The organism is Natronomonas salina, from assembly GCF_013391105.1.
Taxonomy (GTDB): domain Archaea; phylum Halobacteriota; class Halobacteria; order Halobacteriales; family Haloarculaceae; genus Natronomonas; species Natronomonas salina.
Window position 1 is genome coordinate 1,447,421 of record NZ_CP058335.1, and the last position, 21,473, is coordinate 1,468,893.

General features: G+C 70.7%; 28 protein-coding genes. 11 read left to right on the top strand and 17 right to left on the bottom strand.

The genetic code is table 11. From position 1 onward, the window contains the following. The first annotated feature begins 69 nt into the window (after positions 1 to 69). The 5 genes from thpR (at position 70) to HWV07_RS07745 (ending at position 2,085) form a co-directional block, all read left to right on the top strand. Positions 70 to 618, top strand: coding sequence for an RNA 2',3'-cyclic phosphodiesterase (gene thpR / locus HWV07_RS07725; RefSeq protein WP_178333742.1), 549 nt, complete (start codon positions 70 to 72; stop codon positions 616 to 618). Positions 619 to 729: 111 nt separating this feature from the next. Next, on the top strand, positions 730 to 882 hold the full coding sequence (locus tag HWV07_RS07730; protein WP_178333743.1) for a 50S ribosomal protein L39e: 153 nt from the start codon (positions 730 to 732) through the stop codon (positions 880 to 882). Beyond that, a complete protein-coding gene (locus HWV07_RS07735) occupies positions 879 to 1,151 on the top strand; it encodes a 50S ribosomal protein L31e (protein WP_178333744.1) in 273 nt (90 codons plus the stop codon). The genes HWV07_RS07730 and HWV07_RS07735 overlap by 4 nt, the downstream gene beginning before the upstream one ends. A gap of 1 nt (position 1,152) precedes the next feature. Next, positions 1,153 to 1,818 (top strand): translation initiation factor IF-6, encoded by a 666-nt coding sequence (locus tag HWV07_RS07740; RefSeq protein ID WP_178333745.1) that lies wholly within the window; start codon positions 1,153 to 1,155, stop codon positions 1,816 to 1,818. A 51-nt stretch (positions 1,819 to 1,869) separates the two neighbouring features. Continuing rightward, positions 1,870 to 2,085 carry a hypothetical protein gene (locus HWV07_RS07745; RefSeq protein WP_178333746.1) on the top strand — a complete coding sequence of 72 codons (216 nt, stop codon included), beginning with the start codon at positions 1,870 to 1,872 and terminating at the stop codon, positions 2,083 to 2,085. Here HWV07_RS07745 and HWV07_RS07750 read toward each other — a convergent pair. From HWV07_RS07750 to HWV07_RS07760, 3 genes are all read right to left on the bottom strand, one after another. Beyond that, positions 2,082 to 3,002 carry a 2-dehydropantoate 2-reductase gene (locus tag HWV07_RS07750; RefSeq protein WP_178333747.1) on the bottom strand — a complete coding sequence of 307 codons (921 nt, stop codon included), beginning with the start codon at positions 3,000 to 3,002 and terminating at the stop codon, positions 2,082 to 2,084. The genes HWV07_RS07745 and HWV07_RS07750 overlap by 4 nt on opposite strands. 69 nt (positions 3,003 to 3,071) lie before the next feature. Next, positions 3,072 to 3,998, bottom strand: coding sequence for a D-2-hydroxyacid dehydrogenase (ddh, locus tag HWV07_RS07755; RefSeq protein WP_178333748.1), 927 nt, complete (start codon positions 3,996 to 3,998; stop codon positions 3,072 to 3,074). Between the two features lie 16 nt (positions 3,999 to 4,014). After that, positions 4,015 to 4,242, bottom strand: coding sequence for a DUF8007 family protein (locus HWV07_RS07760; protein WP_178336018.1), 228 nt, complete (start codon positions 4,240 to 4,242; stop codon positions 4,015 to 4,017). Positions 4,243 to 4,502: 260 nt separating this feature from the next. Between HWV07_RS07760 and HWV07_RS07765 the strand changes: the two genes are divergently transcribed. Beyond that, a complete protein-coding gene (locus HWV07_RS07765; RefSeq protein ID WP_178333749.1) occupies positions 4,503 to 5,105 on the top strand; it encodes a DUF8052 family protein in 603 nt (200 codons plus the stop codon). A 48-nt stretch (positions 5,106 to 5,153) separates the two neighbouring features. Here HWV07_RS07765 and HWV07_RS07770 read toward each other — a convergent pair whose 3' ends face one another. From HWV07_RS07770 to HWV07_RS07785, 4 genes are all read right to left on the bottom strand, one after another. Further along, on the bottom strand, positions 5,154 to 7,019 hold the full coding sequence (locus HWV07_RS07770; protein ID WP_178333750.1) for a carbon starvation CstA family protein: 1,866 nt from the start codon (positions 7,017 to 7,019) through the stop codon (positions 5,154 to 5,156). A 137-nt stretch (positions 7,020 to 7,156) separates the two neighbouring features. Then, positions 7,157 to 8,119: an ArsA family ATPase gene (locus tag HWV07_RS07775; protein ID WP_178333751.1), complete on the bottom strand. Its 963-nt coding sequence runs from the start codon at positions 8,117 to 8,119 to the stop codon at positions 7,157 to 7,159. Next, a complete protein-coding gene (locus tag HWV07_RS07780) occupies positions 8,119 to 8,415 on the bottom strand; it encodes a DUF7990 family protein (RefSeq protein ID WP_178333752.1) in 297 nt (98 codons plus the stop codon). Before HWV07_RS07780 ends, HWV07_RS07775 begins: the two co-directional genes overlap by 1 nt. A gap of 61 nt (positions 8,416 to 8,476) precedes the next feature. Then, on the bottom strand, positions 8,477 to 8,794 hold the full coding sequence (locus HWV07_RS07785) for a hypothetical protein (protein ID WP_178333753.1): 318 nt from the start codon (positions 8,792 to 8,794) through the stop codon (positions 8,477 to 8,479). A gap of 102 nt (positions 8,795 to 8,896) precedes the next feature. Here HWV07_RS07785 and HWV07_RS07790 point away from each other — a divergent pair, with 102 nt between their 5' ends. Continuing rightward, positions 8,897 to 9,073, top strand: coding sequence for a DUF8107 family protein (locus HWV07_RS07790; protein WP_178333754.1), 177 nt, complete (start codon positions 8,897 to 8,899; stop codon positions 9,071 to 9,073). A gap of 42 nt (positions 9,074 to 9,115) precedes the next feature. Here HWV07_RS07790 and HWV07_RS07795 read toward each other — a convergent pair whose 3' ends face one another. Continuing rightward, a complete protein-coding gene (locus HWV07_RS07795) occupies positions 9,116 to 9,529 on the bottom strand; it encodes an SRPBCC family protein (RefSeq protein ID WP_178333755.1) in 414 nt (137 codons plus the stop codon). Positions 9,530 to 9,531: 2 nt separating this feature from the next. After that, positions 9,532 to 10,497 carry an NADPH:quinone reductase gene (locus HWV07_RS07800; protein WP_178333756.1) on the bottom strand — a complete coding sequence of 322 codons (966 nt, stop codon included), beginning with the start codon at positions 10,495 to 10,497 and terminating at the stop codon, positions 9,532 to 9,534. A 94-nt stretch (positions 10,498 to 10,591) separates the two neighbouring features. Here HWV07_RS07800 and rpl18a point away from each other — a divergent pair, with 94 nt between their 5' ends. The 3 genes from rpl18a to ftsY are packed head-to-tail and all read left to right on the top strand — an operon-like array spanning position 10,592 to position 12,348. Then, a complete protein-coding gene (gene rpl18a / locus HWV07_RS07805; protein ID WP_178333757.1) occupies positions 10,592 to 10,765 on the top strand; it encodes a 50S ribosomal protein L18Ae in 174 nt (57 codons plus the stop codon). Next, positions 10,762 to 11,223 (top strand): prefoldin subunit alpha, encoded by a 462-nt coding sequence (gene pfdA, locus HWV07_RS07810; RefSeq protein WP_178333758.1) that lies wholly within the window; start codon positions 10,762 to 10,764, stop codon positions 11,221 to 11,223. Before rpl18a ends, pfdA begins: the two co-directional genes overlap by 4 nt. Positions 11,224 to 11,229: 6 nt before the next feature. After that, complete coding sequence (gene ftsY, locus HWV07_RS07815; protein ID WP_178333759.1) at positions 11,230 to 12,348, top strand: signal recognition particle-docking protein FtsY; 1,119 nt, start codon at positions 11,230 to 11,232, stop codon at positions 12,346 to 12,348. A gap of 30 nt (positions 12,349 to 12,378) precedes the next feature. On the opposite strand, the gene HWV07_RS07820 is transcribed toward ftsY, so the two are convergent. The 8 genes from HWV07_RS07820 to HWV07_RS07855 form a co-directional block, all read right to left on the bottom strand. Then, positions 12,379 to 13,188, bottom strand: coding sequence for a DUF8054 domain-containing protein (locus HWV07_RS07820; RefSeq protein ID WP_178333760.1), 810 nt, complete (start codon positions 13,186 to 13,188; stop codon positions 12,379 to 12,381). Positions 13,189 to 13,252: 64 nt separating this feature from the next. Then, on the bottom strand, positions 13,253 to 14,011 hold the full coding sequence (locus HWV07_RS07825) for a crotonase/enoyl-CoA hydratase family protein (RefSeq protein WP_178333761.1): 759 nt from the start codon (positions 14,009 to 14,011) through the stop codon (positions 13,253 to 13,255). 163 nt (positions 14,012 to 14,174) lie between these two features. After that, positions 14,175 to 15,611 carry a RecJ family nuclease gene (recJ, locus tag HWV07_RS07830; RefSeq protein ID WP_178333762.1) on the bottom strand — a complete coding sequence of 479 codons (1,437 nt, stop codon included), beginning with the start codon at positions 15,609 to 15,611 and terminating at the stop codon, positions 14,175 to 14,177. Between the two features lie 35 nt (positions 15,612 to 15,646). Beyond that, positions 15,647 to 16,225 (bottom strand): RNA 2'-phosphotransferase, encoded by a 579-nt coding sequence (locus tag HWV07_RS07835; protein WP_178333763.1) that lies wholly within the window; start codon positions 16,223 to 16,225, stop codon positions 15,647 to 15,649. Beyond that, positions 16,222 to 16,941: a uroporphyrinogen-III synthase gene (locus HWV07_RS07840; protein WP_178333764.1), complete on the bottom strand. Its 720-nt coding sequence runs from the start codon at positions 16,939 to 16,941 to the stop codon at positions 16,222 to 16,224. The genes HWV07_RS07835 and HWV07_RS07840 overlap by 4 nt, the downstream gene beginning before the upstream one ends. 63 nt (positions 16,942 to 17,004) lie before the next feature. Then, complete coding sequence (gene cobA / locus HWV07_RS07845) at positions 17,005 to 17,772, bottom strand: uroporphyrinogen-III C-methyltransferase (protein WP_178333765.1); 768 nt, start codon at positions 17,770 to 17,772, stop codon at positions 17,005 to 17,007. Beyond that, a complete protein-coding gene (gene hemC / locus HWV07_RS07850; protein ID WP_178333766.1) occupies positions 17,769 to 18,833 on the bottom strand; it encodes a hydroxymethylbilane synthase in 1,065 nt (354 codons plus the stop codon). The genes cobA and hemC overlap by 4 nt, the downstream gene beginning before the upstream one ends. Before the next feature lie 213 nt (positions 18,834 to 19,046). Then, positions 19,047 to 20,012, bottom strand: coding sequence for a transcriptional regulator (locus tag HWV07_RS07855; RefSeq protein WP_178333767.1), 966 nt, complete (start codon positions 20,010 to 20,012; stop codon positions 19,047 to 19,049). A gap of 149 nt (positions 20,013 to 20,161) precedes the next feature. Here HWV07_RS07855 and HWV07_RS07860 point away from each other — a divergent pair, with 149 nt between their 5' ends. Next, positions 20,162 to 21,466, top strand: a complete 1,305-nt coding sequence (locus HWV07_RS07860; RefSeq protein ID WP_178333768.1) for a tRNA(Ile)(2)-agmatinylcytidine synthase — start codon at positions 20,162 to 20,164, stop codon at positions 21,464 to 21,466. The last annotated feature ends 7 nt before the right edge of the window (positions 21,467 to 21,473 follow it).

Genomic DNA, 21,473 nt, shown 5'->3' on the forward strand with positions numbered 1-21,473 from the left:
GACTTGCCGAAGGGACCGAACCGTGCGACGGCCTGGCAAACTTTACGACCCGCCCGCGTACGGGGAGCCATGAGACTGTTCGTCAGCGTGGGCGTCGACGGACTGGAGGAGGAGATCGCGGCCGTCCAGGAACCGCTGCGGGACCTGCCCGGGCTGAACCCCACCGACCCCGAACAGGCCCACGTGACGATGAAGTTCCTCGGCGAGGGCGACCACGACCTCGAGGCGCTGACCGACGCCGTCGAAGCGGCGGTGAAGGGCGCCGACGTCGAGCCCTTCGAGGCGCGGTTCGAAGGGCTGGGCGTCTTCCCGTCGCTGGACTACATCAGCGTCGTCTGGCTCGGCGTCGACGACGGAACCGAGGCGCTGACCGACCTCCACCGCGCCCTGGAGCTGGAAACGACGGCGCTCGGCTACGACGAGGAGTCCCACGAGTTCACGCCGCACGTCACCCTCGCGCGGATGGACCACGCCGCCGCCAAGGAGGACGTCCAGCGGTACGTCCGCGAGGAGGACCCCGAGGCCGGGACGCGCCGGGTCGAGGAGCTGCGCCTCGTGGAGAGCACGCTGACTCCCGAGGGACCCGAATACGAGACATTAGAGCGCTTCGAGTTCTGAGGTGCGCAGGGGCGTCGACACCGGCGGCCGGCCCCCGTCCCGTCGCCGGCCGTCGGCTACCCACGGCCAATGGACAAGAATTTAAACGCCGCGACGGAAGGTGCCTCCACTATGAGCAAGAAGTCCAAGGCCAAGAAGCAGCGACTGGCCAAGCTCGAGCGGCAGAACAGCCGGGTGCCGGCCTGGGTCATCATGAAGACCGACCGCGACACGCTGCGGAACCACAAGCGCCGCAACTGGCGGCGGAGTGACACGGACGAATGAGCGCCGAGTTCGACGAGCGCGTCATGACGGTGCCGCTCCGCGACGTCCACGCGGAGCCGAACGGCGAACGCGCCGACAAGGCGATGAAGCTCGTCCGCGAGCACCTCGCACAGCACTTCAACGTCGACGGCGAGGCGGTCCGGCTGGACCCCTCGATCAACGAGGAGATCTGGTCGCGCGGCCGCTCGAAGCCGCCGCGGAAGCTCCGCGTGCGGGCCGCCCGCTTCGAGGAGGAGGGCGAGGCCGTCGTCGAAGCAGAGACCGCGTAACGTGCTCCGCACGGCCCTCTCCGGCTCCGCCTACGTCGGCGTCTTCATGCGGGCCACCGACGACTGTCTCCTCGCCCGCCCGGACCTCGACGAGTCGCTCCTGAGCGACTTCGAAGCGGAGCTGGAGGTCGAGGCCGTCCCCACCACCATCGCCGGGTCGGCGACCGTCGGCGCCCTCGCGGCGGGCAACGAGAACGGCCTGCTCGTCAGCGAGCGGGTCACCGACCGCGAGCGCGACCGCATCGAGGAGGGCACCGACCTCCCGGTCGTCGAGCTCCCCGGCCGCATCAACGCAGCGGGCAACGTCGTCCTCGCGAACGACGCGGGCGCGTACGTCCACCCCGACCTCCCGCGGAACGCAATCCAGGCCGTCAAGGACGCCCTCGACGTCCCCGTCGAGCGCGGGATGATCGCGGACGTCCGGACGGTCGGTACCGCCGCGGTCGTCACGAACGACGGCGTGCTCTGCCACCCGAAGACCAACGACGAGGAACTGGACTTCCTCGAGGAGCTCTTCGGCGTCTACGCCGACATCGGCACCATCAACTACGGCGGCCCGCTGGTCGGCTCCGGGCTGGTCGCCAACTCCTCCGGCTACGTCGCCGGCCAGGAGACCACCGGGCCCGAGCTGGGTCGCATCGAGGACGCCCTCGGCTTCATCGACTGAGAGCCGTATCGGCGGAACGCTTTTCGACCCGCTCTACGAGCGTCCCTCAGGATGCCGTCCGATACCTCCGGCGTCGACGACCTCGCCTCGTCCCTCCACCGCACCGCCCTCGGTACACTGCTGGCCATCGTCGGGATCCTCGGCGTCGGTCTCGCGAGGCGACTCCCCGACGGCGACTACCTGATCGGCCTCCTGGGAGTGGTCCTCGCCCTCGGCGCCGTCGTGTGGATATCCTCCCTGCTTGGAGAGGGGTTGCGCGAGCGCTAGCTCCGCCGCTCGGCCCAGGGCGACAGGATGGCGTGGACGGCCTCGTTCATCGGGACGTCGACGCCGACCTCCTCGGCGTGCCGGACGACCGACCCGTGGAGGGCGTCCAGTTCGAGTCGGTTGCCGTGCTCGAGGTCGTAGTGCAGCGACGAGTAGGCGTCGGCGTCGAGGTCCCGGGCGAACGCGAGCCACTCGTCGACCGTCCCGTCGGGGAGGTCGACGCCCTCCGCCCGCGCGACCGCGGCGACCTCCGCCATGAGCCGCCGGTAGAACCGCCAGGCGGGCTCGGACTCGCGGATGTCGCCGACGGGCAGGCGGCTGGTCGCCGTCGCGCCGGCCTGCGCGCAGATGAAGACGAACTTCCGCCACAGCTCGACGGAGACGTCGTCGGCCAGTACCGCCTCGACGCCGTCGGCGCCGGAGAGCGCCGCGTCGAGCCGCCGGATGCGGTCGGTGCGCTCGCCGTCGAGTTCGCCGTAGACGAACCGCGCCGGCCCGCCGGTGTGCTCGACGACGCCCGGCGAGGCGATGGTGGAGAAGATGTAGGCGACGCCGCCGCAGACGTACTCGTCGCCGACGGCCTCGGCCAGCCAGCGCTCGTTGTCGACGCCGTTCTGGAAGGAGACCACGGCGGTGTCGTCGCCGAGCAGCGGGTCGAGTTCCGCGGCGGCCGACCGCGTGTCGTAGGCCTTCACGCAGAACAGGACCGCGTCGCAGGCGCCGACCTCGGCGGGGTCGTCGGTCGCGGGGACCTCGACGACGGTGTCGCCGGCGACGCTCTCGAGCCGCAAGCCGTCGTTCCGGATGGCCTCGAGGTGGTCGCCGCGCGCGATCAGGTGGACCTCGTGGCCGGCGTCGGCGAGGCGCGCCCCGAGGTAACCGCCCACGCCGCCGGCTCCGAACACCGCGAACTTCATGGCTCGCGGTTGGGGCGACGGCGCCATAGAAGTTCGGTAGCCGCCGTCGAAGAGCGGGGCGACGACCGATCAGACGACCTGGTTCGCCAGCGACTCGCCGGTCTCGAACCGCCTGGCGTTCTCCCGGACGAGCGCGGCGATCCGCTCGTAGTAGTCGTCGGTCATCGCCGCGACGTGCGGCGTCACGACCACGTTCTCCATCCCCCACAGCGGCGAGTCCTCGGGGAGCGGCTCCGTCTCGAAGACGTCCAGGGCGGCGCCGGCGAGTTCGCCGGCCTCCAGGGCGTCGACCAGCGCGGACTCGTCGACCACCGGCCCGCGGGCGACGTTCACGAGGACGGCGTCGTCGCGCATCGCGGCCAGCTCCGCCTCGCCGACGAGGCCCTCGGTCTCGTCGGTCAGGGGGACGGCGACGACCACGAACTTCGCCGCCGAGACGGCCTCCTGGAGTTCCGTGGAGGGGTGGACCGTCCGGACGTGGTCGACGGGGGTCGGCGTCCGCTTGACGCCGACGACGTCCGTGCCGAGGGCGTCGGCCCGCCTGGCGACGCCACGGCCGAGCGTCCCCAGGCCGACGACGCAGACGGTCTCGCCGTCGAGCGTGAACGCGTCGTCCCATTCCCCTCGCGACCACGCCCGTCGCTCCTGGTTCGAGCGGTAGCGGTGCAGCCCGCGGGCGAACTGCAGCATGTAGCCCGCGACCGTCTCGCCGACGGCGTCGCCGTGGATGCCGGTGCTGTTGGTCAGCCGAACGCCCGCGTCCCGCAGTTCGTCGAAGGGGAAGCGGTCGACGCCCGACTGGATGGAGTGGATCCACCCGAGGTCCGCCGCCAGGAACGCCGCCTCGTAGTCGAACGTCACCAGCGCGTCGCACCCGTCGACGGCACCGGTGGAGACCACCGACACCTCGAGGTCGAGGTCGTCGAGTTCCGTCCGGAGCACGTCCGGCGGAAACACCGCGCCGACGGAGTCGTGGATGCCGATACGCGAGAGCATGAAAGGTAGTCGGGCGTCAGCCGTAGATGAACCGGGACGCGAGGTCGTCGAGGCGGTCCTTCACCCGGCGGACGAGCACCTCGTGGCCGACGACCCGCCGGAGTTCGGCCTCCTGGATCTCGATTCGGGCACCCTCGAAGGGGTTCCTGGCGTCGCCGTCGTCGTCCTCCTCCTCGCCCCCGGCGGCGTCCACCACCGTCGAGACGCTACAGCGCCCGCAGGCCTCCGTTCGTTTCCCTCCCATGCGTATCACTCACAGGGAGTAGGCCGAGCGGGCGGTTAAATGTTCGGCGGACCTGTCGATGTCTCGTCACGTATGCCGTCTCACCGTGGCCGGTACCCCCTGGGCAGACCCGCGACCTGCGGGAACTATTTATCCGGGTAGTGGTAATCGGTGGCACGTGCGGTGCGACGTCGCCGGGAGGGTATCCGGGCTGCCGCGAACGGAACGGACCGCGGCCACGCCGGACGGGTCGCTCCCGACGGCGCCACCCTCGACCAGCCATGAGTGACGCCGAGACCCCCGACGCCGAGCGCGCTGGCGACGACCGGCCGACCTGGGACGACGAGTACCTCGAGACCGTCGGCGGGCGGCTCCACCACAACTACGACCTCGAGGCCGACTACCGCGTCGACGGCGAGTCGTTCCCCCTGTACGGCCACATGGAGATCCACAGCGAGAAGCACTTCCTCCACCCGGCCCTCTCCTTCGCCCACCACGAGTCCCACGAGCACCTCTTCGTCCGGCGCGCGGAGCGCGTCACCGAGGCCGACCTGCGACGGCTCGTCGACCTCGGCCACGAGCTCGCCGACCGGTGGATCGACCCCCACGAGGAGCACTACAGCACGGAGTTCACGTTCGTCGTGATCGCAGCCGAGATCCCGGAGAACGTTCGGTCGTTCGTTGCCGACCTCGACGAGCGGCAGCTTCTCAAGTACGGCTTCCACGGCCACTACGAGGTCAACCTGGTGGTGGCCGCACCGGAGGCCCGGGACCTCGTCGCCAGCGACGAGGCCGACGTCGAGGAGGCGTTCCGGACGTGGACGGAGATCGAGCGGCAGGAGCCCGGACTGCTCGACCTCGTCGCTCGCCGATTGCAGCTCTGACCGGTCGCCGGAGCGCTCCGGCCGGCGGCGAAGAAGGAGACGGCGTCGTCAGTCGTCGTCCGCTTCGGGCTCACCCCCGTCGGCCACGGCCGGTTCGTCGCCGATCCGTCCGAGATCGCGCAGGTTGCCGTAGCCCATCCAGACCAGCGACACGGCCAGCCCGACCAGCGTCAGCGCGATGACCAGCTGGACGACCGCCGACACCTGCCCGAGCAGCGTCGTCTCCGCCTCGGCGGTGATGCCGAGCAGCCGGCCGCCGAGCACCTGGTACAGCGACACCCACAGCAGCCCGGCGACGGTGATGACGACCATCAGCGCCATCGGGACGCCGGTCGAGACGAGCTGCTTGGTCTCGTCCCAGTTGGCGAGCCAGACGGTGACGGTCAGCAGCGCCATCGCCGCCAGCAGCTGGTTGGCGCCGCCGAACAGCGTCCAGAGGTCCTCCCAGCGGCCGCTCCCGAGGAGGAAGAACGCCGCGATGACGATGATCGCGGTGCTGGCGTAGCGGTTGGCGCCGTACTCCTGGACCGTCGTCTGTGGCGTCCCGACGACCTCCTCGAGCATGTACCGCCCCAGCCGGCAGGCGGTGTCCATGCTCGTCAGCAGGAACGCCGAGAGCACGAGCGCCATGAACACCTCGCCGACGGCGAACGGGACGCCGAGGGCGGTCAGGATGGCGCCGCCGCCGAGCGCGAAGTTGGGGAGTGCGAGCCCGATGCCGCCCGTGGCCTCCGGGGCCGCGACGACCGCGACGGCGCACAGCGCCACCGCCGCGAGCAGCCCCTCGGCGAGCATGCCGCCGTAGCCGATGAGCCGGGCGTCGGTCTCCTTGTCGAGCTGCTTGGCCGTCGTCCCGGAGGAGACCAGCGAGTGGAAGCCGCTGATCGTCCCGCAGGCGATGGTGATGAACAGCAGCGGGAACAGCGGCATCAGCGGGAGGCTGTCGGCGAACGGGCTGCCGCCGCCGAAGAACCCGTTCCAGGCGCCCAGCGATATCTCGAAGCTGAGCGCCGAGCCGCCGGTCGTCGCGTCCATCCCGGTGACGAACGTCCCGACGATCACGGCGAGCAGGGCGCCGCCGACGCCGGCGTACAGCAGGAACGACGACAGGTAGTCCCGGGGCTGGAGCAGCAGCCACACCGGCAGGACGCTGGCGGCCCCGCCGTACAGCAGGACCACCAGCACCCAGGCGCCGATGTTGGCGCTCCCGAGTAGCTCCGGCATCCAGAACGGCGCCGAGTCGAGCAGCACGAAGGTCCCCTCGGGGTGCTCGCCGACGATGGCGAGCGGCGCCTGGATGCCCGCCCAGACGGACGCAAACACGCCCGCGACGAACACGACGGTCCCGATGGCGAACGGCAGGTCCAGCTGGTAGAGCCAGACCCCGAACACGACCGCGAGCCCGATGTAGATCAGACTCGACGTCGCCGCCGCGGGGTAGGCGTCGAAGACGAGGCCGATGACCAGCGCGAACACCGCCACCACGAGGATGATGAGCAGGAAGGCGAACCACAGCAGCATGTTCTTCCCGCGGTCGCCGAGGTACTGACCGATGATGTACCCGATCGACTTGCCCTCGTGGCGGACGCTGCTCGACAGCGAACTGAAGTCGTGGACCGCGCCCAGCAGGGGGTTCCCGATGGCGACCCACAGCACCGCCGGGACCCACCCCCACACGAACGCGGCCGTGATGGGGCCGACGATCGGCGCGCCGCCCGCGATGCTCGAGTAGTGGTGCCCGAGCAGCACTGGTCGTTTCGCCGGTACGTACTCCTGGCCGTCCTCGTACTTGTGAGCCGGTGTCTCACGCTCGTCGTCCAGTTCGAGGAACTGGGACAGGTACCGTCCGTAGCCAACGTACGCGACGGTGAACGTCGAGAGCACCAGCGCCACGATCCATATTACTCCTGCCATATGCTACCACACCCCGACTGTTAGGTGTATCAGTAATAAAATTATGTGCACGTTTTTGTCGGTTGTTGCCGGCTCACCCCACTCGCTGCCATCTATCGGCAGCCGCCCGGCCAGTCCCGCCTCACGCCGCCGACCCGTCAGTGGCCCAGCGCGGTCGACAGCGCCAGTTCGTCGGCGACCTCCTCGAGCAGGTCGCCCTTCACCTCCCGGACGCGGGTCTCGATCTCGGCGGCGACCGGGACCTCGAAGCGCTCGCGGATCTCCGCGAGCCGCGCCCGCTCGGTCTCGACGCGGTCCCGGAGGAACCGCGCGCCGCGGCCCTCCTCCTCGGGGTCGGGTTCCGGCGTCAATCTGTTGACGACGAGGCCGTCCACCCGCAGGTCGGCCTCGCGCATCGACGCGAGCGCCCGCTCGGTCTCCCGGATCGACAGCTCGTCCGGGTTGAGCACGAGCGTGAACGACGACTCCTCGCGGAGCGTCTCGCCGGCGTAGGCGAAGGTCTCCTTGCGCTCCTGCAGTCGGGCGACGATGGGGTCGGACTCGATCAGCTCCGCCGTCCGCTTCTCGCCGATGGCGGCCCGCTCGAAGTACTCCACGCTCTTGCGGCGCTTCGAGAGCAGCTGGTCGATCCACCGCTCGAGGTACTCCGGGAGCGCGAGCAGCCGGAGGGTCCCGCCGGTCGGCGAGGTGTCGAAGACGACGCGGTCGTAGTCGTCGGCGCCGCGCATCACCTCGACGAACCGGTCGAACAGCGCCGCCTCGTAGGCGCCGGGCGTCCGGTGGGCCATCTCGAGCTGCATCGATATCTCGTTGACCATCGCGGGGCTGAGCTGCTCGCCGAGCTGACGGCGCAACTCCTGGAAGTGCTCGTCGACCGCCTCGTCGGGGTCGATCTCCATCGCGGAGAGGCCGTCGTACCCCGCGACGGGGCCGGGTTCGTCGTCGAACTGCTGGTCGAAGACGTCCGAGGTACTGTGGGCGGGATCCGTCGAGACGACCAGGGTCTCCAGGCCGTCGCGGGCGCACTTCAGCCCGTAGGCCGCCGAGACCGTCGTCTTGCCGACGCCGCCCTTGCCGCCGAAGAAGGTGAACGCGGCCATCAGAAGTGGTAGGTCTGGCCCTTCCGCTCGACCAGGGAGTCGCGGTCCCACATCCGGCGCTGCCAGGCCTCGAACTCGTCGCCGAGGAACGGCAGCAGTTCGGCGGTGTAGTAGGAGACCGGACTCGGGATGCCGAAGGCGTCCGGGAAGCAGGCGAGCATGAAGGCGTCGGCGAGGTCCTCGGCCTCGTTCTCGATGGCCTCGAAGGCCGGGTGCTCGATCATGCCGTGGTACAGCCCCCGCGCCCACACCCGCAGCCGGTCGATGAAGTCCTCGATTCGGTCGGCCAGCGACATGTCCCCCGGTACCGCACAGCACGGGATAAGGGTACCGCCCGTTGCGGGACCGGGCCCGCGGTCAGAGGTGGAGCAGCGCCACGAGCGCGAGGACCACGAGGACGCCGATGACCATGGCGTAGACGAGCTTCCGGAAGCGGACGGCGGCCGGGACGGTCCGGCGGACGAGTGGGTTGGCGGTCCAGACGTAGCGGTAGTAGGAACTGCCGACGGTGGCGGCCGCCAGCCCGACCGACGCGGTCACCGCCGTCGGCTGCCCGACGCCGTGGGACTTCAGGTAGAGCGGGCCCCAGGCTATCGCGATCATCACGCCCAGCAGCGCGACCACGAGGAACGGGACCGGGTCGACGGGGGTCCCGTCGCTGTTCCGGAGCCGCATCGCCTAAGAGTGGGTTCCGCTGGCGCATAAGGACTCGGACGGCCGCGAACCTCGCCGCGACGGGCGGGGGATTTACGTCGGTCTCGCCTCCACGGTGGGACGATGGCCACCGACGGCGACCCGCGCGTCCACCTCCTGCTCAACCTCGTCCTGTCGGCGCTGTTCGTCGCAGTCGTCCTCCGGGGCCTCGACTTCGTCGGCGCCCTGGATCTGACGATCCCCCGGCTGGTCGTCGGGACCCTCGCGCTGATGCTGCTCACGCACGTCGTGACGCGGTAACGGCCGGGCGAATCGGACGGACACCGGTCGGCCCGGCGGCGCTCACTCGACGTCCTCGGCGAGCGCGTCGAGCGCCCGCCGGAGTTCGCCGCGGCGCTTCCAGGCGGCCAGGCGGTCGGTGAGGAACGCCGGCCGAAGTCCCATCCCGACCGTCGACGACGCCGTCACGGCGGTCCCCTCGTCCTTCGGCGCGTACGTCAGCGTCGTCTCCATGGTCTCCAAGGGCTGGCCCTCTCCCTCCTCCTGCTCGTAGTAGAAGCCGTCCTCGCGCTCCTCGAACCGCAGGGTCAGCTCCAGGCCCGAGCCGCCGGCGACGACGAGCGTGTCCGAGGCCCGCTCCCGGACGTCGAACACCGAGAAGCTCCCCTCGTAGGCCACGATGGACGCCGGGTCCAGGGCGCGCTCGACCCGGGCGGGCTGGGCGCGGACGAACCGGGAGACCTCGACCGTCCGCATCCTCAGGGCTCGACGACGAGCTTCCCGAGGAAGCTGTCCTCCATGACGGCGCGCTGGGCCTCCCCGGCCTCCTCGAGGTCGTAGCGCCGGGCGACCTCGACGGAGAGCTCCCCGACGTCCATGAGGTGGGCGACCCCGCGGAGCGGGACCCGGAGGTCCGGCGTGTTGAACATCGACATGAACGTGTAGGTGACGTCCTTCGAGCGGGCGGCGCCGTCGTTCGTGAACCCTGGGGTGGGGTCGTTCTCGCCGATGCCGACGACCCTCGCGCGCTCGGCGGCGACGTCGGCGTCGAACTGGAGGTAGTCGTCGAGGCGGTGGTCCAGCACGACGTCGACGCCGCCGTCCGAGGCCGACAGCACCTCGTCGGCGAGGTCGTCGCTGCCGTAGTCCAGGACGACGTCTGCCCCCAGGTCGGCGACGGCGTCGTGGTACGTCGGCGAGGCGGTGGTGATCGTCCGCGCGCTCACCGCGTCGGCGATCTGGACTGCGGCGTGGCCGACGCCGCCCGAGCCGCCGTGGACGAGGCAGTACTCCGCCGGGTCGAGGGCCGCGTGGTCGACCAGCGCTCGCCAGGCCGTCCCGGCCACGACCCCCGCCGCGCCCGCCTCGGCGGCGTCGACGCCGTCGGGGAGGTGGACGACCCGATCGGCCGGCACCGTCGCGAACTCCGCGTAGCTGCCCTGGTGGCCGGCGTTGCCGATGCCGGTGCCGAAGACCCGGTCGCCGGTCTCGACCCCCTCGACGTCCGCGCCGAGTTCGACGACGACGCCGGCGACGTCGACGCCGGGCGTGAAGGGGAGCCCGACCGGCTCGTAGGAGCCGTCGCGGAAGTACGTGTCCACCGGATTGACGCCCGCGGCGTCGACCTCCACCAGCAGTTCGTGCTCGCCCGGGTCGGGACGCGGCACGTCCTCGACGCTCATCACGTCGGTCCCGCCGTGCTCGGAGAGGCGTACAGCTCTCATGGTGGACGTTCGCACGCGACGGAGGGCTATAAGGATGCGTGCCGAGCGACCAGGAGAGGGAAGATACTTCCCGTTCGCGCGATACCCTTCCTACATGAGTGAGTTCACCGTCCGGGGCACGTTCCCGGCTCGCTACGGCGACCAGGAGTTCGAGAAGCAGGTCGACGCCCCGAACGAGGACGTCGCGGTCGAACGCGTCTACTCGGAGTTCGGCTCCCAGCACGGGCTCAAGCGCACGCAGATCGCCATCGACGGGGTGGACGCATGAGCCTCGGCGGCGGCGGTGGCGGCGGCGCCATGCAGCAGATCCAGCAGCAACTGCAGGCCCTCGAGGAGGAGAAGCAGGCCATCGAGGCCGAGATCGAGAGCGTCCGCCAGGAGCAATCCGAGATCGACGAGGCCATCGAGGCCATCGAGGCCCTGGAGACGGGCTCGACGGTGCAGGTGCCCCTCGGCGGCGGCGCCTACGTCCGCGCGGAGGTCCAGGACATGGACGAGGTCGTCGTCGGCCTCGGCGGCGGCTACGCGGCCGAGCGAGACGGCGAGGGTGCCATCGAGTCCCTCGAGCAGAAGAAGGACACCCTCGACGACCGCATCGAGGAGCTCGAGAGCGAGATCGACGAGGTCGAGGAGGAGTCCGAGAACCTCGAGCAGAAGGCCCAGCAGGCCCAGCAGCAGCAGATGCAGCAGATGCAGCAGCAGATGCAGCAGCAGGACGACGAGTAAGGCCCGATGTTCGACGGACTGAAAGACAAGCTCGGCCGCTTCAAGGACGACGTCGAGGAGCAGGCCGACGAACCGGACGACGCCGAGGCGGAAGCCGCGGCTGAATCGCCGCCCGACGCCGAATCCGAGCCCGCCGACCCAGCAGCGCCGGCCGAGGAGACCGCGGAGTCACCCGCGGAACCTGCCGACGCCGACGACGGCGGCGCCGACGAGTCCGACTCGGACGACGGCCCAGGGCTGGCGAAGAAGACGATGCTGGCGGCGACGGGCAAGACGATCATCACCGAGGAGGAGCTCGAGGAGCCCCTCGAGCAGCTTGAGCTGGAGCTGCTGCAGGGCGACGTCGAGATGAGCGTCGCCCGCGAGATCACCGACCAGATCCGCGAGCGGCTGGTCGGCGAGACGCGCAAGCAGGTCGAGTCCGGCGAGCAGGTCGTCCAGCGCGCCATCGCCGACGCCCTCCGGGAGGTCATCGGCGTCGGCCAGTTCGACTTCGAGCAGCGGCTCGTCGACGCGGAGAAGCCGGTCGTCGTCGTCTTCACCGGCGTCAACGGCGTCGGGAAGACGACCTCCATCGCGAAGATGTCCCGCTGGCTCGAGGAGCGCGGCCTCTCGTCGGTGCTGGCCAACGGCGACACCTACCGCGCCGGCGCCAACGAGCAGATCGAGGAGCACGCGGGTGCCCTCGACACCAAGATCATCACCCACGAGCAGGGCGGCGACCCGGCGGCGGTCATCTACGACGCCGTCGAGTACGCCGAGGCCAACGACGTCGACGTCGTCCTCGGCGACACCGCCGGTCGACTCCACACCTCCAACGACCTGATGGCGCAACTGGAAAAGATCGACCGCGTCGTCGACCCCGACATGACGCTGTTCGTCGACGAGGCCGTCGCCGGCCAGGACGCGACGAACCGCGCCAGGGAGTTCAACGACGCCGCCGAGATCGACGGGACCGTCCTCACGAAGGCCGACGCCGACTCCCAGGGCGGCGCCGCCATCTCCATCGCGCAGGTGACCGGCAAGCCGATCCTCTTCCTCGGCACCGGCCAGGGGTACGACGACCTCGAGCGCTTCGACCCCGACGTCATCGTCGACCGGCTGCTCGAAGGCGACGAGGACTGAGCTTCTCCGGCCGCGACGACCCTCCGGGGGTCACGCCGCAGGCTCGTCGTACGGTACTTCCAGGAGCCTGTCGCCGCAGTCCTCGCAGGCCACGCCGACGACCGTCGTCGAGCGACAGCAGGACTCGACGGTCTCCGTGTCGGCGGTGACCGCCCCGCCGCAGGTGGGGCAGGTCTCGACGAACACGCGGAGCCCGCCGAGCAGCTGGCCTCGCGCCCGCGGGGTGTAGGCCTCCCAGTTCTCGACCTTGTCCGGCAGTTCCTTCGCGGCCGCGAGGTCGGCGAGCAGCGCCGTCCGGGACTCCCACTGGCCGACGCGGGCGCCGTCGTCCCGTGCGACGAAGGCGTCGCCGTAGGACTCGAAGCTTACGCCGTCGGCGTCGAGGTCGAGGTGTTCGGCCAGTTCCGCGCGGAGGGAGTCCTCGTCGGCGAGGGCGTCCATCCGGTCCGTCCAGGCCCGCTCGAACTCGTCGGTGAGACAGAGGTCGTCGACGCCCTCGCAGGGCTCGACCGCGCCGGCCTCCAGCAGCGCCCGCTCGGGGTCGAACTCGTCGTCCGGGATCGGTTCCGGGGCGGGCTGCTTGTCGAACTTCGCGAGCAGCCAGTCCGGGAAGTACTGCTTTGTCAGTTCGGGCGTCCCGGGGACGAGGTAGCCGCGGAGCCAGACGCTCGCGGCGCCGACGGCGGCGAAGCCGACCGCCAGCGGGAGCCACAGCACGGCCAGTCCCAGGGCGACGACGCCGGTGATGGCGAGGTTCGTCGCGGTACACGGCACGCAGCGGTTCTCGCCCGTGTACTCCGGCTGCCGAACCCGCTCGATGGCGTCACGTGCGACCGACATGGTCGGGCGTACGCGCGGGAAACCAAAAGCGTGCCGCCGGCCCGTTCCGCCGTCGCCCCGTCGGTTACTCCTCGTCCGGGACGCCCTCGCCGCCGCGGCCCTCGCCGCCGGCGAACCGGTCGGCCCCGCTCGCGGCCGTCTCCATCGCGCGCGAGCCGTGCCACCCCTCCGCGGCGAGCCCCTGCTGGAGGCTGGCGCCGAGGCCGTCGTACACCGCCTCCCGGTCGGTCCGGACGGTCTCCTGGGGGAAGCCCGCGACGGTCTCGGCGAGTTCCACGGCGGCGTCGAGCGCCTCGCCGTCGCCGACGACCCGGTTGACGAGTCCCCACTCCTTCGCCGTCTCGGGGTCGAGTTCGCGGCCGGTCAGGATCAGCTCCAGCGCTCGCCCGAGGCCGACGACGTGCGGCAGCCGCTGGGTGCCGCCGTCGACCAGCGGCACGCCGAAGCGGCGCTCGAAGCAGCCGAAGGTGGCGGTCTCGCCGGCCACCCGGAGGTCGCACCACAGCGCCATCTCGAGGCCGCCGGCGACGCAGTGGCCCTCGATGGCAGCGACGGTGGGCTTCGAGACGCGCGTGCGGGTGAACCCGAGCCACCCCTCGGGGCGGTCCTCCAGGTCCATCGCCTTCAGGTCCGCGCCGGCCGAGAACGTCCCCTCGCTGCCGGTCAGCACGCCGACCAGGGCGTCCTCGTCGTCGTCGAAGCGCTCCCAGGCGTCGCCGAGCGCCCTGGCGGTTTCGTCGTCGATGGCGTTTCGCCGCTGCGGCCGGTCGACCGTGACCACGGCGACCGGCCCCTCCCGCTCGTAGCTGACGGAGTCGGACATGTCGCGGGAGTCGGCCGAGGGCGGTATAAAATGCCGGCCCCACCTGCGCGATGAACTGCATGCTGCGATAGCAAACTGGTAATATCGCTGGAGAGCCCTCCGTCGGAACGGCTCCAGCAGCGGCTCGGAGCTTCGAATCCGCCGGGATCGACCACGAAGGGCCTCAGTCGAGCTGCTCGCCGACGATGCGGTCGGCGTGCTCGACGAACGTCGCCTCGTTGCCGGCCGGGATGGTGGCGCCCGCGGCGACGTCGTGGCCGCCGCCGTCGCCGCCGGCGGCCTGGGAGGCCTCCCGCATCACGACGGAGAGGTCCAGCCCCTCGCCGACGAGCGGGCCCGTCCCGCGCCCGGAGACCTTCGTCTCCTCGTCGTTCTTGCGGGCGAAGGCGACGATGGGCATGTCGCGGGCCACCCCGTCGGCACCCATGGACATGCCGGCGATGATGCCGACGATGGTCTCGCGGATCTCGTCGCCGGCGTCGAACCACTGGAGGTGCTCCTCCTTCGTGACGCCCGTGTTCTCGACCCACTCGATGCCCTCCGAGAGGTTCCGACGGTGGTTCCGCAGCAGTTCGCGCGCGCGGTCGAGGGCGCCCGCCCGGTCGCCGAGGCAGACCGCCAGCCCCACGTCCGCGCGCTCGTAGCGGGCCGTCGCGTTCAACAGCGTCGAGAACTCGCTGGCGTCGCGGAGTTCCGTCCCTTGCTCCTCCTCGGCGAGGATGTAGGAGGTCCCGACCAGCCGGTCGATCTTGAACGCCGGGACACCCCGACTGACGGCGTGGCGGACGAGCGCGCTGGCGACCGTCTGCTTCTCGTCGTCGGCGAGATCCACCCACCGCTTCCACTGCCCGTCGGCCCGGCAGTCGACCTCGAGGTCGTCGAGGAACGAGACCGCGCCGCGCTCGTCGTTCGTGATGCCGGGGATCCGGACGTCGGAGGCGAACTCCAGTAGCTTCGGCAGCGGGCGGGTCTGCTTGCCGTACACCGAGAGGTCCTTCGTCTCCTCGAGGACGCCGGCCTCGACCCCCTCGGCGACGATGCCGCTGTTCGAGCCGTGGAGTTCGCCGCCGGAGGCCTGCATGTCGCCGACGGCGCCGACGACCGCCAGCGCCGCGAGGTCGCGGTTGCCGAGGCGCGGTTCGGTATCGCCCGCCTCGGCCAACGCGCGCGAGAGGACGTACGCCGCCCCCGCGCCGGAGAGCTCCGAGGCGCCGTCGATGCCCTCCAGCAGCGGGTTGAGGTGGAACTCCGTGTCCGCGTCGGCGGGCTGGTGGTGGTCGGCGACAACGGGGGTGAAGTCGCCGGCCGCCTCGTGGTCGGCGATGACGTCCAGCTGACCGCTGCCGAAGTCGGTGAACAGGACCGTATCGTAGTCCCGTTCGGCGATGCCGGCGACGGAGGCGGCGTCGAGTTGCTTCTCGAAGACCGTCTCGAAGGGGATTCCGGCACGTTCGAGCGCCGAGGAGGCGACCGCGGCGCTCGTCAGTCCGTCGGCGTCGATGTGCGAGGCCAGCAGGACGCGGTCGGCGGCGAGCAGTCGCTCGGCGCACGCGGTCGCGCGGGCCTGCAACTCGGGGACGGGGGCGTCGGCGGCAGCCATTCGTCAGTCACTTGCCCGGGTTCGGATTTAAACCTTCAGTCGAGCCGCGAGAGGTACGCCGGCGGGACGCGGTCCGCCGTGTAGGTCTCGGGGCCGCGCTCGGAGACACGGAACCCGTCGTCTCGCATCTCCCCCACGTCCACTTCGAGGATTGCGGCCTCGTCGGCGTGTCGCCGTCCGACCGCCCGGGCGGTCTCGACGTCCGGCGAGAGGTGGACCTCCCGGCGGCCCATCGGGCGGAGGCCCTCCTCGAGGATAGCGTCGAGGTTGCCCGGCGCCGTCCCGTGGTAGAGCGTCGTCGGAACGTCGCCCTGGTCGGCCGCCTCGCCGTCCCCTGCGTCGAGATCCACGTCGACAGAGTGGCCGTACGCGGCCCGGATCTCCCCGTCCCGCGTCTCGAACCGGCCCTTCGGGTCCGCCGTCACCACCGCCGCGACGGCGTCGGCGTCCGCCCAGTCGTAGCGGTCGGTGACGACCGCCTCGACCGTCTCCCGATCTGCCCAGCCCCCGGCGTCGAGGTCCACGCCGTACTCGTCGGGGAAGTGCCGGAGCAGCCCGGAGAGGAACTTCGAGAGCCGCGTTCGGCGGCCCTCGTCGATTCCCGGGTCGGTCACAGCCGGTCGACGACCGCCTCGGCCAGGGCCTCGAACTCGGCGACCTCGGGGACGACGTCGACCTCGATGCCGTGGGTCTCGGCGACCTCCCGCGTCGGCGGGCCGATGGTGCCGACGACCGCGCGGTTCAGCCCCTCGATCGCCTCGTCGCGGATGCCCCGGTCGGCGGCGGCGTCGAGGAAGTGCTCGACGGTCAGCGAGGAGGTGAAACAGGCCCCCGCGAGGTCGCCCTCCGCGGACGCTATGGCCGACTCGCCGGCCCTCTCCGGGCGAATCAGCCGGTAGAGGACCGTCTCGTGGACGTAGGCGCCGGCGTCGTTCAGGCCGTCGGTGAGCACCGGCGAGCCGTGGTCCGACCGGGCGACCTCGATCCGCGCGCCGGGAGCGTCGGCCTCGAGTTCCCCGACCAGCCCAGCCGAGGTGTATGTCTCCGGCATCCGGTCGACCGCGTAGCCCGCTTCGCGCAGCTTGGCGGCGGTCGACGAGCCGATGGCGACGACCGAACCCTCGGGCTGCCACCCGGCCTCGTCGGCGAGTTCGACGCCGGTCTTGCTCGTCAGGATCAGGAAATCGGCGTCCTCGCGGGGTGCGGCGCCCGTCGGTTCGACGGCGAGCATCGGGTCCGACAGCGGCTCGGCGCCGAGCGACTCGACGATTTCGGCGGCTTCAGCCGCCCTCTCGTCGTCTGGCCGGAAGAACGCGACCGTCTCAGGCATGGTTTTCCCGCCTCCGGGGTGGCGATTCGGTCGATTTTTGATATAGCGTCATGCAGTTCACCATCATCTTTCGTTCTCGTTACGGCCGTTCTGCAGGAACGCTTCCACGCGGCCACGAGAGGCCGCGACACCGCCGATGACGGTGATCGCGGGGGGATCGATACCCTCTTCGTCCCGTACGTCGACGATGGTCTCCAGCGTCCCCGTGGCGACTCGCTGATCGGGCCACGTCGCCCGCTCGACCAGCGCGACCGGCGTCTCCGGCGGCATGCCGGCCGAACGGAGCTCCTCGGTGTACATCGGGAGTTTGCCGACGCCCATCAGGACGACCAGCGTCCCGCCCGTGTCGGCGAGTGCGTGCCAGTCGATGGCCGACTCCTCCTTCGTGGGGTCCTCGTGGCCGGTGACGAAAGAGACCGAGGAGGTGTGATCGCGGTGCGTGACCGGGATGCCGGCCACGCCGGGGCCGGCCACCGCGCTCGTGATGCCCGGCACGTACTCGAAGGGAATCTCGTTGGCCGCGAGGTGCTCGGCCTCCTCGCCGCCGCGACCGAAGACGAACGGGTCCCCGCCCTTGAGCCGCACGACGGTCTTGCCCTCCTCGGCGAGCTCGACCAGCCGGCGGTTGGTGTACTCCTGGGGCGTCCACTCGCCGCCGGCGCGCTTGCCGACGTCCTCCCGTCGCTCCTCGGGGATGGACTCCAGGATCTCCGGGCCCGGGAGCTTGTCGTGGAGGACGACGTCGGCCTCGTCGACGAGTCGGCGGGCCTTCACGGTCATGAGTTCGGGGTCGCCGGGGCCGCTGCCGACGAGGTAGACCTTCCCGGTCATTCCGACTCCCTCCGGGCGCGCTGGATCAGGTCGGCGGCCCCCCGGTCGGCGAGTTCGTCGGCGAACTCCCTGGCCGCTTCGGGGTGGCGCTCCACCGGGAGGTCCCGGCTCCCGCCGATCTCCTCGGTGCCGTCCTGCGAGAGGACGCGCACCCGCGCGTGGACGTACTCGCCCCGGATGACCGCGTGGATGCCGACCGGGGCGACGCAGCCCCCGCCGAGCGTCTCGAGGATCGTCCGCTCGACGGTGGTCTCGACCCGCGTCCGCGGGTGGTCGATCTCGTGGCGGATGGTCTCGCCGACGTCGCTGTCCGCCCGCGCGTTGACCGCCAGCGCCCCCTGTCCGGGCGCCGAGACGAACGACGCATCGAGCCGCTCGTGTTCGATCCGGTCCAGGAGGCCGATCCGCTCCAGTCCCGCCGCGGCCAGCACGATGGCGTCGAACCGCGTGTCGACCTCCCGGCCGAGCGCCTGCTTCTCGAACTCCGGGAGGTCGTCGAACCACTCCTCGGCCGTCCGGTCGTAGCTGGTGTCGCTCTCCTCCTCTTCGGCCTCCAGCCGTCGCTCGTGTTCCGCCTGCAGGGTCGGGGCGAGCAGCTTCTGGACCCGGGTGTCGACGTTGCCGCGGAGCGGTCGGACGTCGAGGTCCGGTCGCGCCGCCAGGAGCTGGGCCTTCCGGCGGAGGCTCGCCGTCCCGACCGTCGCCCCGTCGGGCAGCGTCTCCAGCGTGTCACCGTCCGGCGTGACGAGCACGTCACCCGGGGAGCCGCGCTCGGGGACGCCGGCGACGACCAGTTCCTCGGGGAACTCGGTCGGCATGTCCTTCATCGAGTGGACCGCGGCGTCGACCTCCCCGTCGAGGACCTTCTCGTCGAGGCTGCGGACGAACGCGCCGGTCTTGCCGAGCCGGTGGATCAACTCGTCGCGGACGCTGTCGCCGGTCGTCTCCACCTCCACGAGTTCGACCTCCCGACGGCGGCTCTCCAGGGCCTCGGCCACGGTCTGGGCCTGGCGCAACGCGAGGTCCGAGCCGCGCGTCGCCAGCCGGATCGTCTCTGTCATACCAGACCGTCCGTCGCGGCGGTTGAAACGCCCTTCGGCTTCTCTCCGGGGGAATCTGTGGCGTACCGGTGCCGCTCCGCGCGATTCGATAAACCGCAGAGGGCGATAGGAAACCGGTAGTGACAGACAGAACTGGCTCGGAAGCGACAGGGCCGGCGCTATAGAGGTGTCTCGGGAAACGAGAAATCGGATAGAGAAGGCTTCAGAAGTGGGTTACGCGGGTTCTTCGACTTCGGCGCGCTCGCGGATGAGGTTCTCGAGCTCCTCGGGGTCGTCGATGCGGTCGAACTCCTCGCGCTCGATGAGGGCCGTGCCCTCGACGGCGTCCTGACGGGCGCGGTCGACGACGTACACCGACCGGGTCCGGGTGACCTGGCCGACCGAGGACATGATCCGGGCGCGCTTCTCCGCGGTCCGGTTGAAGTCCGAGTGGCCGGTGAGCATCTTCTGCTTGCCGGACTCGTCCTCGCTGACGGCCTTGAACGGCGCGCGCATCGTCGGGTGGACCTCGAAGCCGACGCGCGTGAGGACCGTGACGAGCCGTGCGTCGTCCGGGTCGGCCTCCGGCTCGTCGGGGTCCTCGACGTCGTCGCGGACGTCCTCGGCCCCTTCGAGGACGTCGACCGGGCTGGCCAGCGGCGCGTCGAAGATCTCCTCGAGTTCCGCCGCGACCTCGACGCTGGCGTTCATGCCGTCCTCGTACTTCGAGACGGTCCGGCGGGAGACGCCGAGCTCGTTGGCGAGCTTCCCGAGGGACATCTCCTCCTCGGAGCGGACGTCGGAGAGCAGCTCCCCGTCGATGTTGACGTAGAGGCCGCCCGGCGCGGCGTAGATGAGCGGCGGGACCTCCTCGATGAAGTAGTCCATCGCCGTGTCCGGCGAGAACACCGGGACGCCGTGTCGGAAGTAGACGACGCCGGGCTTCAGTTCCTCGTTGCGCGTCCGGAGGCCGACGAGGATGGGCGTCGCGTCGAGGTACTCGCCGAGGCGGCGCATCTCCGCGCCGGTGTAGCCGTCGAAGGCGTCGATGTTCGCGAGTACCTTCACCAGCAGCACGTCGTCGCTACGTCGTGCCGCGATGTCGAAGCTCTTCGGTCGAATGGCACACCGGTCACTCACCGTGAAGCCTGCGTCCTCGAGCATCGCGGTGATGTTGCCGACCAGTGCGGACCGTGACATAGTGGTATGTAAGGGTTTCGCTGCATATAGCTGTTTCCCCGGCGGACAGCGCCGCCGTCTGGCGGTTCTGGTCTGCGGGGGGCGCTCACTCATACTCCCCGAGCCCGCGGACCGAAACCCGGTTATCCGCCCCGGTCGTATCCCGGCCAGTGACCGTCATCGGCCTCGACGACACCGACTCCCGCGAGCGCGGGATGTGTACGACGTACGTCGCCGACACCGTCGCCAGACGACTCGAAGCCGCCGGCGCGTCCGTCGAGCGCACGCTGCTCGTCCGGTGTAACCCCGCGGTCGAGCACAAGACCCGGGGGAACGCCGCGCTGGCGATCCACGCGGACGCCGACGTAGAGACGGCTCTCGACGTCGCCGGCGACGTCGTCGGCGAGGCCGCCGAGACCGACGACGACCGGACCAACCCGGGACTCGTTGTCGCGGACGACGCCCCGGAGGCCGTCCCGGATTCGATCGCCGGATTCGCCCGAGAGGCGGTCCCGGATTCGATCGCCGGATTCGCCCGAGAGGCGGTCCGGGACCACCTCACTCGCGACGCTGCGGCCACACTGGTCTCCGAGGTCGGCTACCGGTCTCGAGGCTGGAAGAACGGCCGGGGAGTCATCGGCGCGCTGGCGGCGGTCGGCGCCTGGCGGGCCTTCGACGACTGGACCGCCGAGTACATCACCTATCGCGAACCGGACCGCTGGGGAACCGAGCGGGACGTCGACTACGACTCGGTCTTCGAAGCCGCCGACGAACACTACCCGACGGTCTGGGACACGGTCGACCGCACGAGCGGCGAGGCGGTGTGCGTTCCCCGGACGCCCGGACCGGTGCTCTACGGTATCCGGGGGGACGACCCGTCGGTCTGTCGGCAGGTCGCCGACGCGATCGGGAGCGAACCGGTCGCCGACGCCCGAACGTTCGTCACGAACCAGGGGACCGACGCGCACCTCCGGCACGGAACCCTCCAGGGCGCACGCGGCGGTCGCTCCTATCGGCTCGACGGGACCGTGGCCGCGCCGCCGGAGACCCGCCGCGGCGGCCACGTCTTCTTCCCGCTGGTCGACGACGACGCGGAACTGCAGTGCGCCGCCTTCGAACCGACCAAGCGGTTCCGCGACCGCGTCCGGGCGCTCCGGCCCGGCGACCGGCTCACCGTCTGCGGTGAGGTCGGCGACGGGACGCTGAAACTCGAGAAGTTCGCGGTCCGGGAGCTGAATCGAACCGAACTGGTCACCCCGACGTGTCCGGACTGCAATCGGCGGATGGAGTCCGCCGGTCGAGGCCAGGGCTATCGGTGCCGGGACTGCGAGACGACCGCCGACGGCAAGGTCGAGCGGCGGGTCGACCGCGACCTCGAGCTCGGCTGGTACGAGGTCCCGCCGCGGGCGCGTCGCCACATCGCGAAACCGCTCGTCAGGGGCGGATTCGACGACACGACGCACCCCGAGAAGTGAGACCCCA

Coding starts and splice junctions, on each gene's coding strand:
- HWV07_RS07790 (WP_178333754.1), top strand. CDS start 8,897: ATGGCCACCGACGGCGACCCGCGCGTCCACCTCCTGCTCAACCTCGTC.
- HWV07_RS07825 (WP_178333761.1), bottom strand. CDS start 14,011: ATGTCCGACTCCGTCAGCTACGAGCGGGAGGGGCCGGTCGCCGTGGTC.
- HWV07_RS07820 (WP_178333760.1), bottom strand. CDS start 13,188: ATGTCGGTCGCACGTGACGCCATCGAGCGGGTTCGGCAGCCGGAGTAC.
- HWV07_RS07735 (WP_178333744.1), top strand. CDS start 879: ATGAGCGCCGAGTTCGACGAGCGCGTCATGACGGTGCCGCTCCGCGAC.
- pfdA (WP_178333758.1), top strand. CDS start 10,762: ATGAGCCTCGGCGGCGGCGGTGGCGGCGGCGCCATGCAGCAGATCCAG.
- HWV07_RS07785 (WP_178333753.1), bottom strand. CDS start 8,794: ATGCGGCTCCGGAACAGCGACGGGACCCCCGTCGACCCGGTCCCGTTC.
- HWV07_RS07855 (WP_178333767.1), bottom strand. CDS start 20,012: ATGTCACGGTCCGCACTGGTCGGCAACATCACCGCGATGCTCGAGGAC.
- HWV07_RS07760 (WP_178336018.1), bottom strand. CDS start 4,242: ATGGGAGGGAAACGAACGGAGGCCTGCGGGCGCTGTAGCGTCTCGACG.
- HWV07_RS07775 (WP_178333751.1), bottom strand. CDS start 8,119: ATGGCCGCGTTCACCTTCTTCGGCGGCAAGGGCGGCGTCGGCAAGACG.
- thpR (WP_178333742.1), top strand. CDS start 70: ATGAGACTGTTCGTCAGCGTGGGCGTCGACGGACTGGAGGAGGAGATC.
- HWV07_RS07770 (WP_178333750.1), bottom strand. CDS start 7,019: ATGGCAGGAGTAATATGGATCGTGGCGCTGGTGCTCTCGACGTTCACC.
- HWV07_RS07750 (WP_178333747.1), bottom strand. CDS start 3,002: ATGAAGTTCGCGGTGTTCGGAGCCGGCGGCGTGGGCGGTTACCTCGGG.
- HWV07_RS07745 (WP_178333746.1), top strand. CDS start 1,870: ATGCCGTCCGATACCTCCGGCGTCGACGACCTCGCCTCGTCCCTCCAC.
- cobA (WP_178333765.1), bottom strand. CDS start 17,772: ATGACCGGGAAGGTCTACCTCGTCGGCAGCGGCCCCGGCGACCCCGAA.
- HWV07_RS07840 (WP_178333764.1), bottom strand. CDS start 16,941: ATGCCTGAGACGGTCGCGTTCTTCCGGCCAGACGACGAGAGGGCGGCT.
- HWV07_RS07800 (WP_178333756.1), bottom strand. CDS start 10,497: ATGAGAGCTGTACGCCTCTCCGAGCACGGCGGGACCGACGTGATGAGC.
- rpl18a (WP_178333757.1), top strand. CDS start 10,592: ATGAGTGAGTTCACCGTCCGGGGCACGTTCCCGGCTCGCTACGGCGAC.
- ddh (WP_178333748.1), bottom strand. CDS start 3,998: ATGCTCTCGCGTATCGGCATCCACGACTCCGTCGGCGCGGTGTTTCCG.
- recJ (WP_178333762.1), bottom strand. CDS start 15,611: ATGGCTGCCGCCGACGCCCCCGTCCCCGAGTTGCAGGCCCGCGCGACC.
- ftsY (WP_178333759.1), top strand. CDS start 11,230: ATGTTCGACGGACTGAAAGACAAGCTCGGCCGCTTCAAGGACGACGTC.
- HWV07_RS07795 (WP_178333755.1), bottom strand. CDS start 9,529: ATGCGGACGGTCGAGGTCTCCCGGTTCGTCCGCGCCCAGCCCGCCCGG.
- HWV07_RS07765 (WP_178333749.1), top strand. CDS start 4,503: ATGAGTGACGCCGAGACCCCCGACGCCGAGCGCGCTGGCGACGACCGG.
- HWV07_RS07730 (WP_178333743.1), top strand. CDS start 730: ATGAGCAAGAAGTCCAAGGCCAAGAAGCAGCGACTGGCCAAGCTCGAG.
- hemC (WP_178333766.1), bottom strand. CDS start 18,833: ATGACAGAGACGATCCGGCTGGCGACGCGCGGCTCGGACCTCGCGTTG.
- HWV07_RS07780 (WP_178333752.1), bottom strand. CDS start 8,415: ATGTCGCTGGCCGACCGAATCGAGGACTTCATCGACCGGCTGCGGGTG.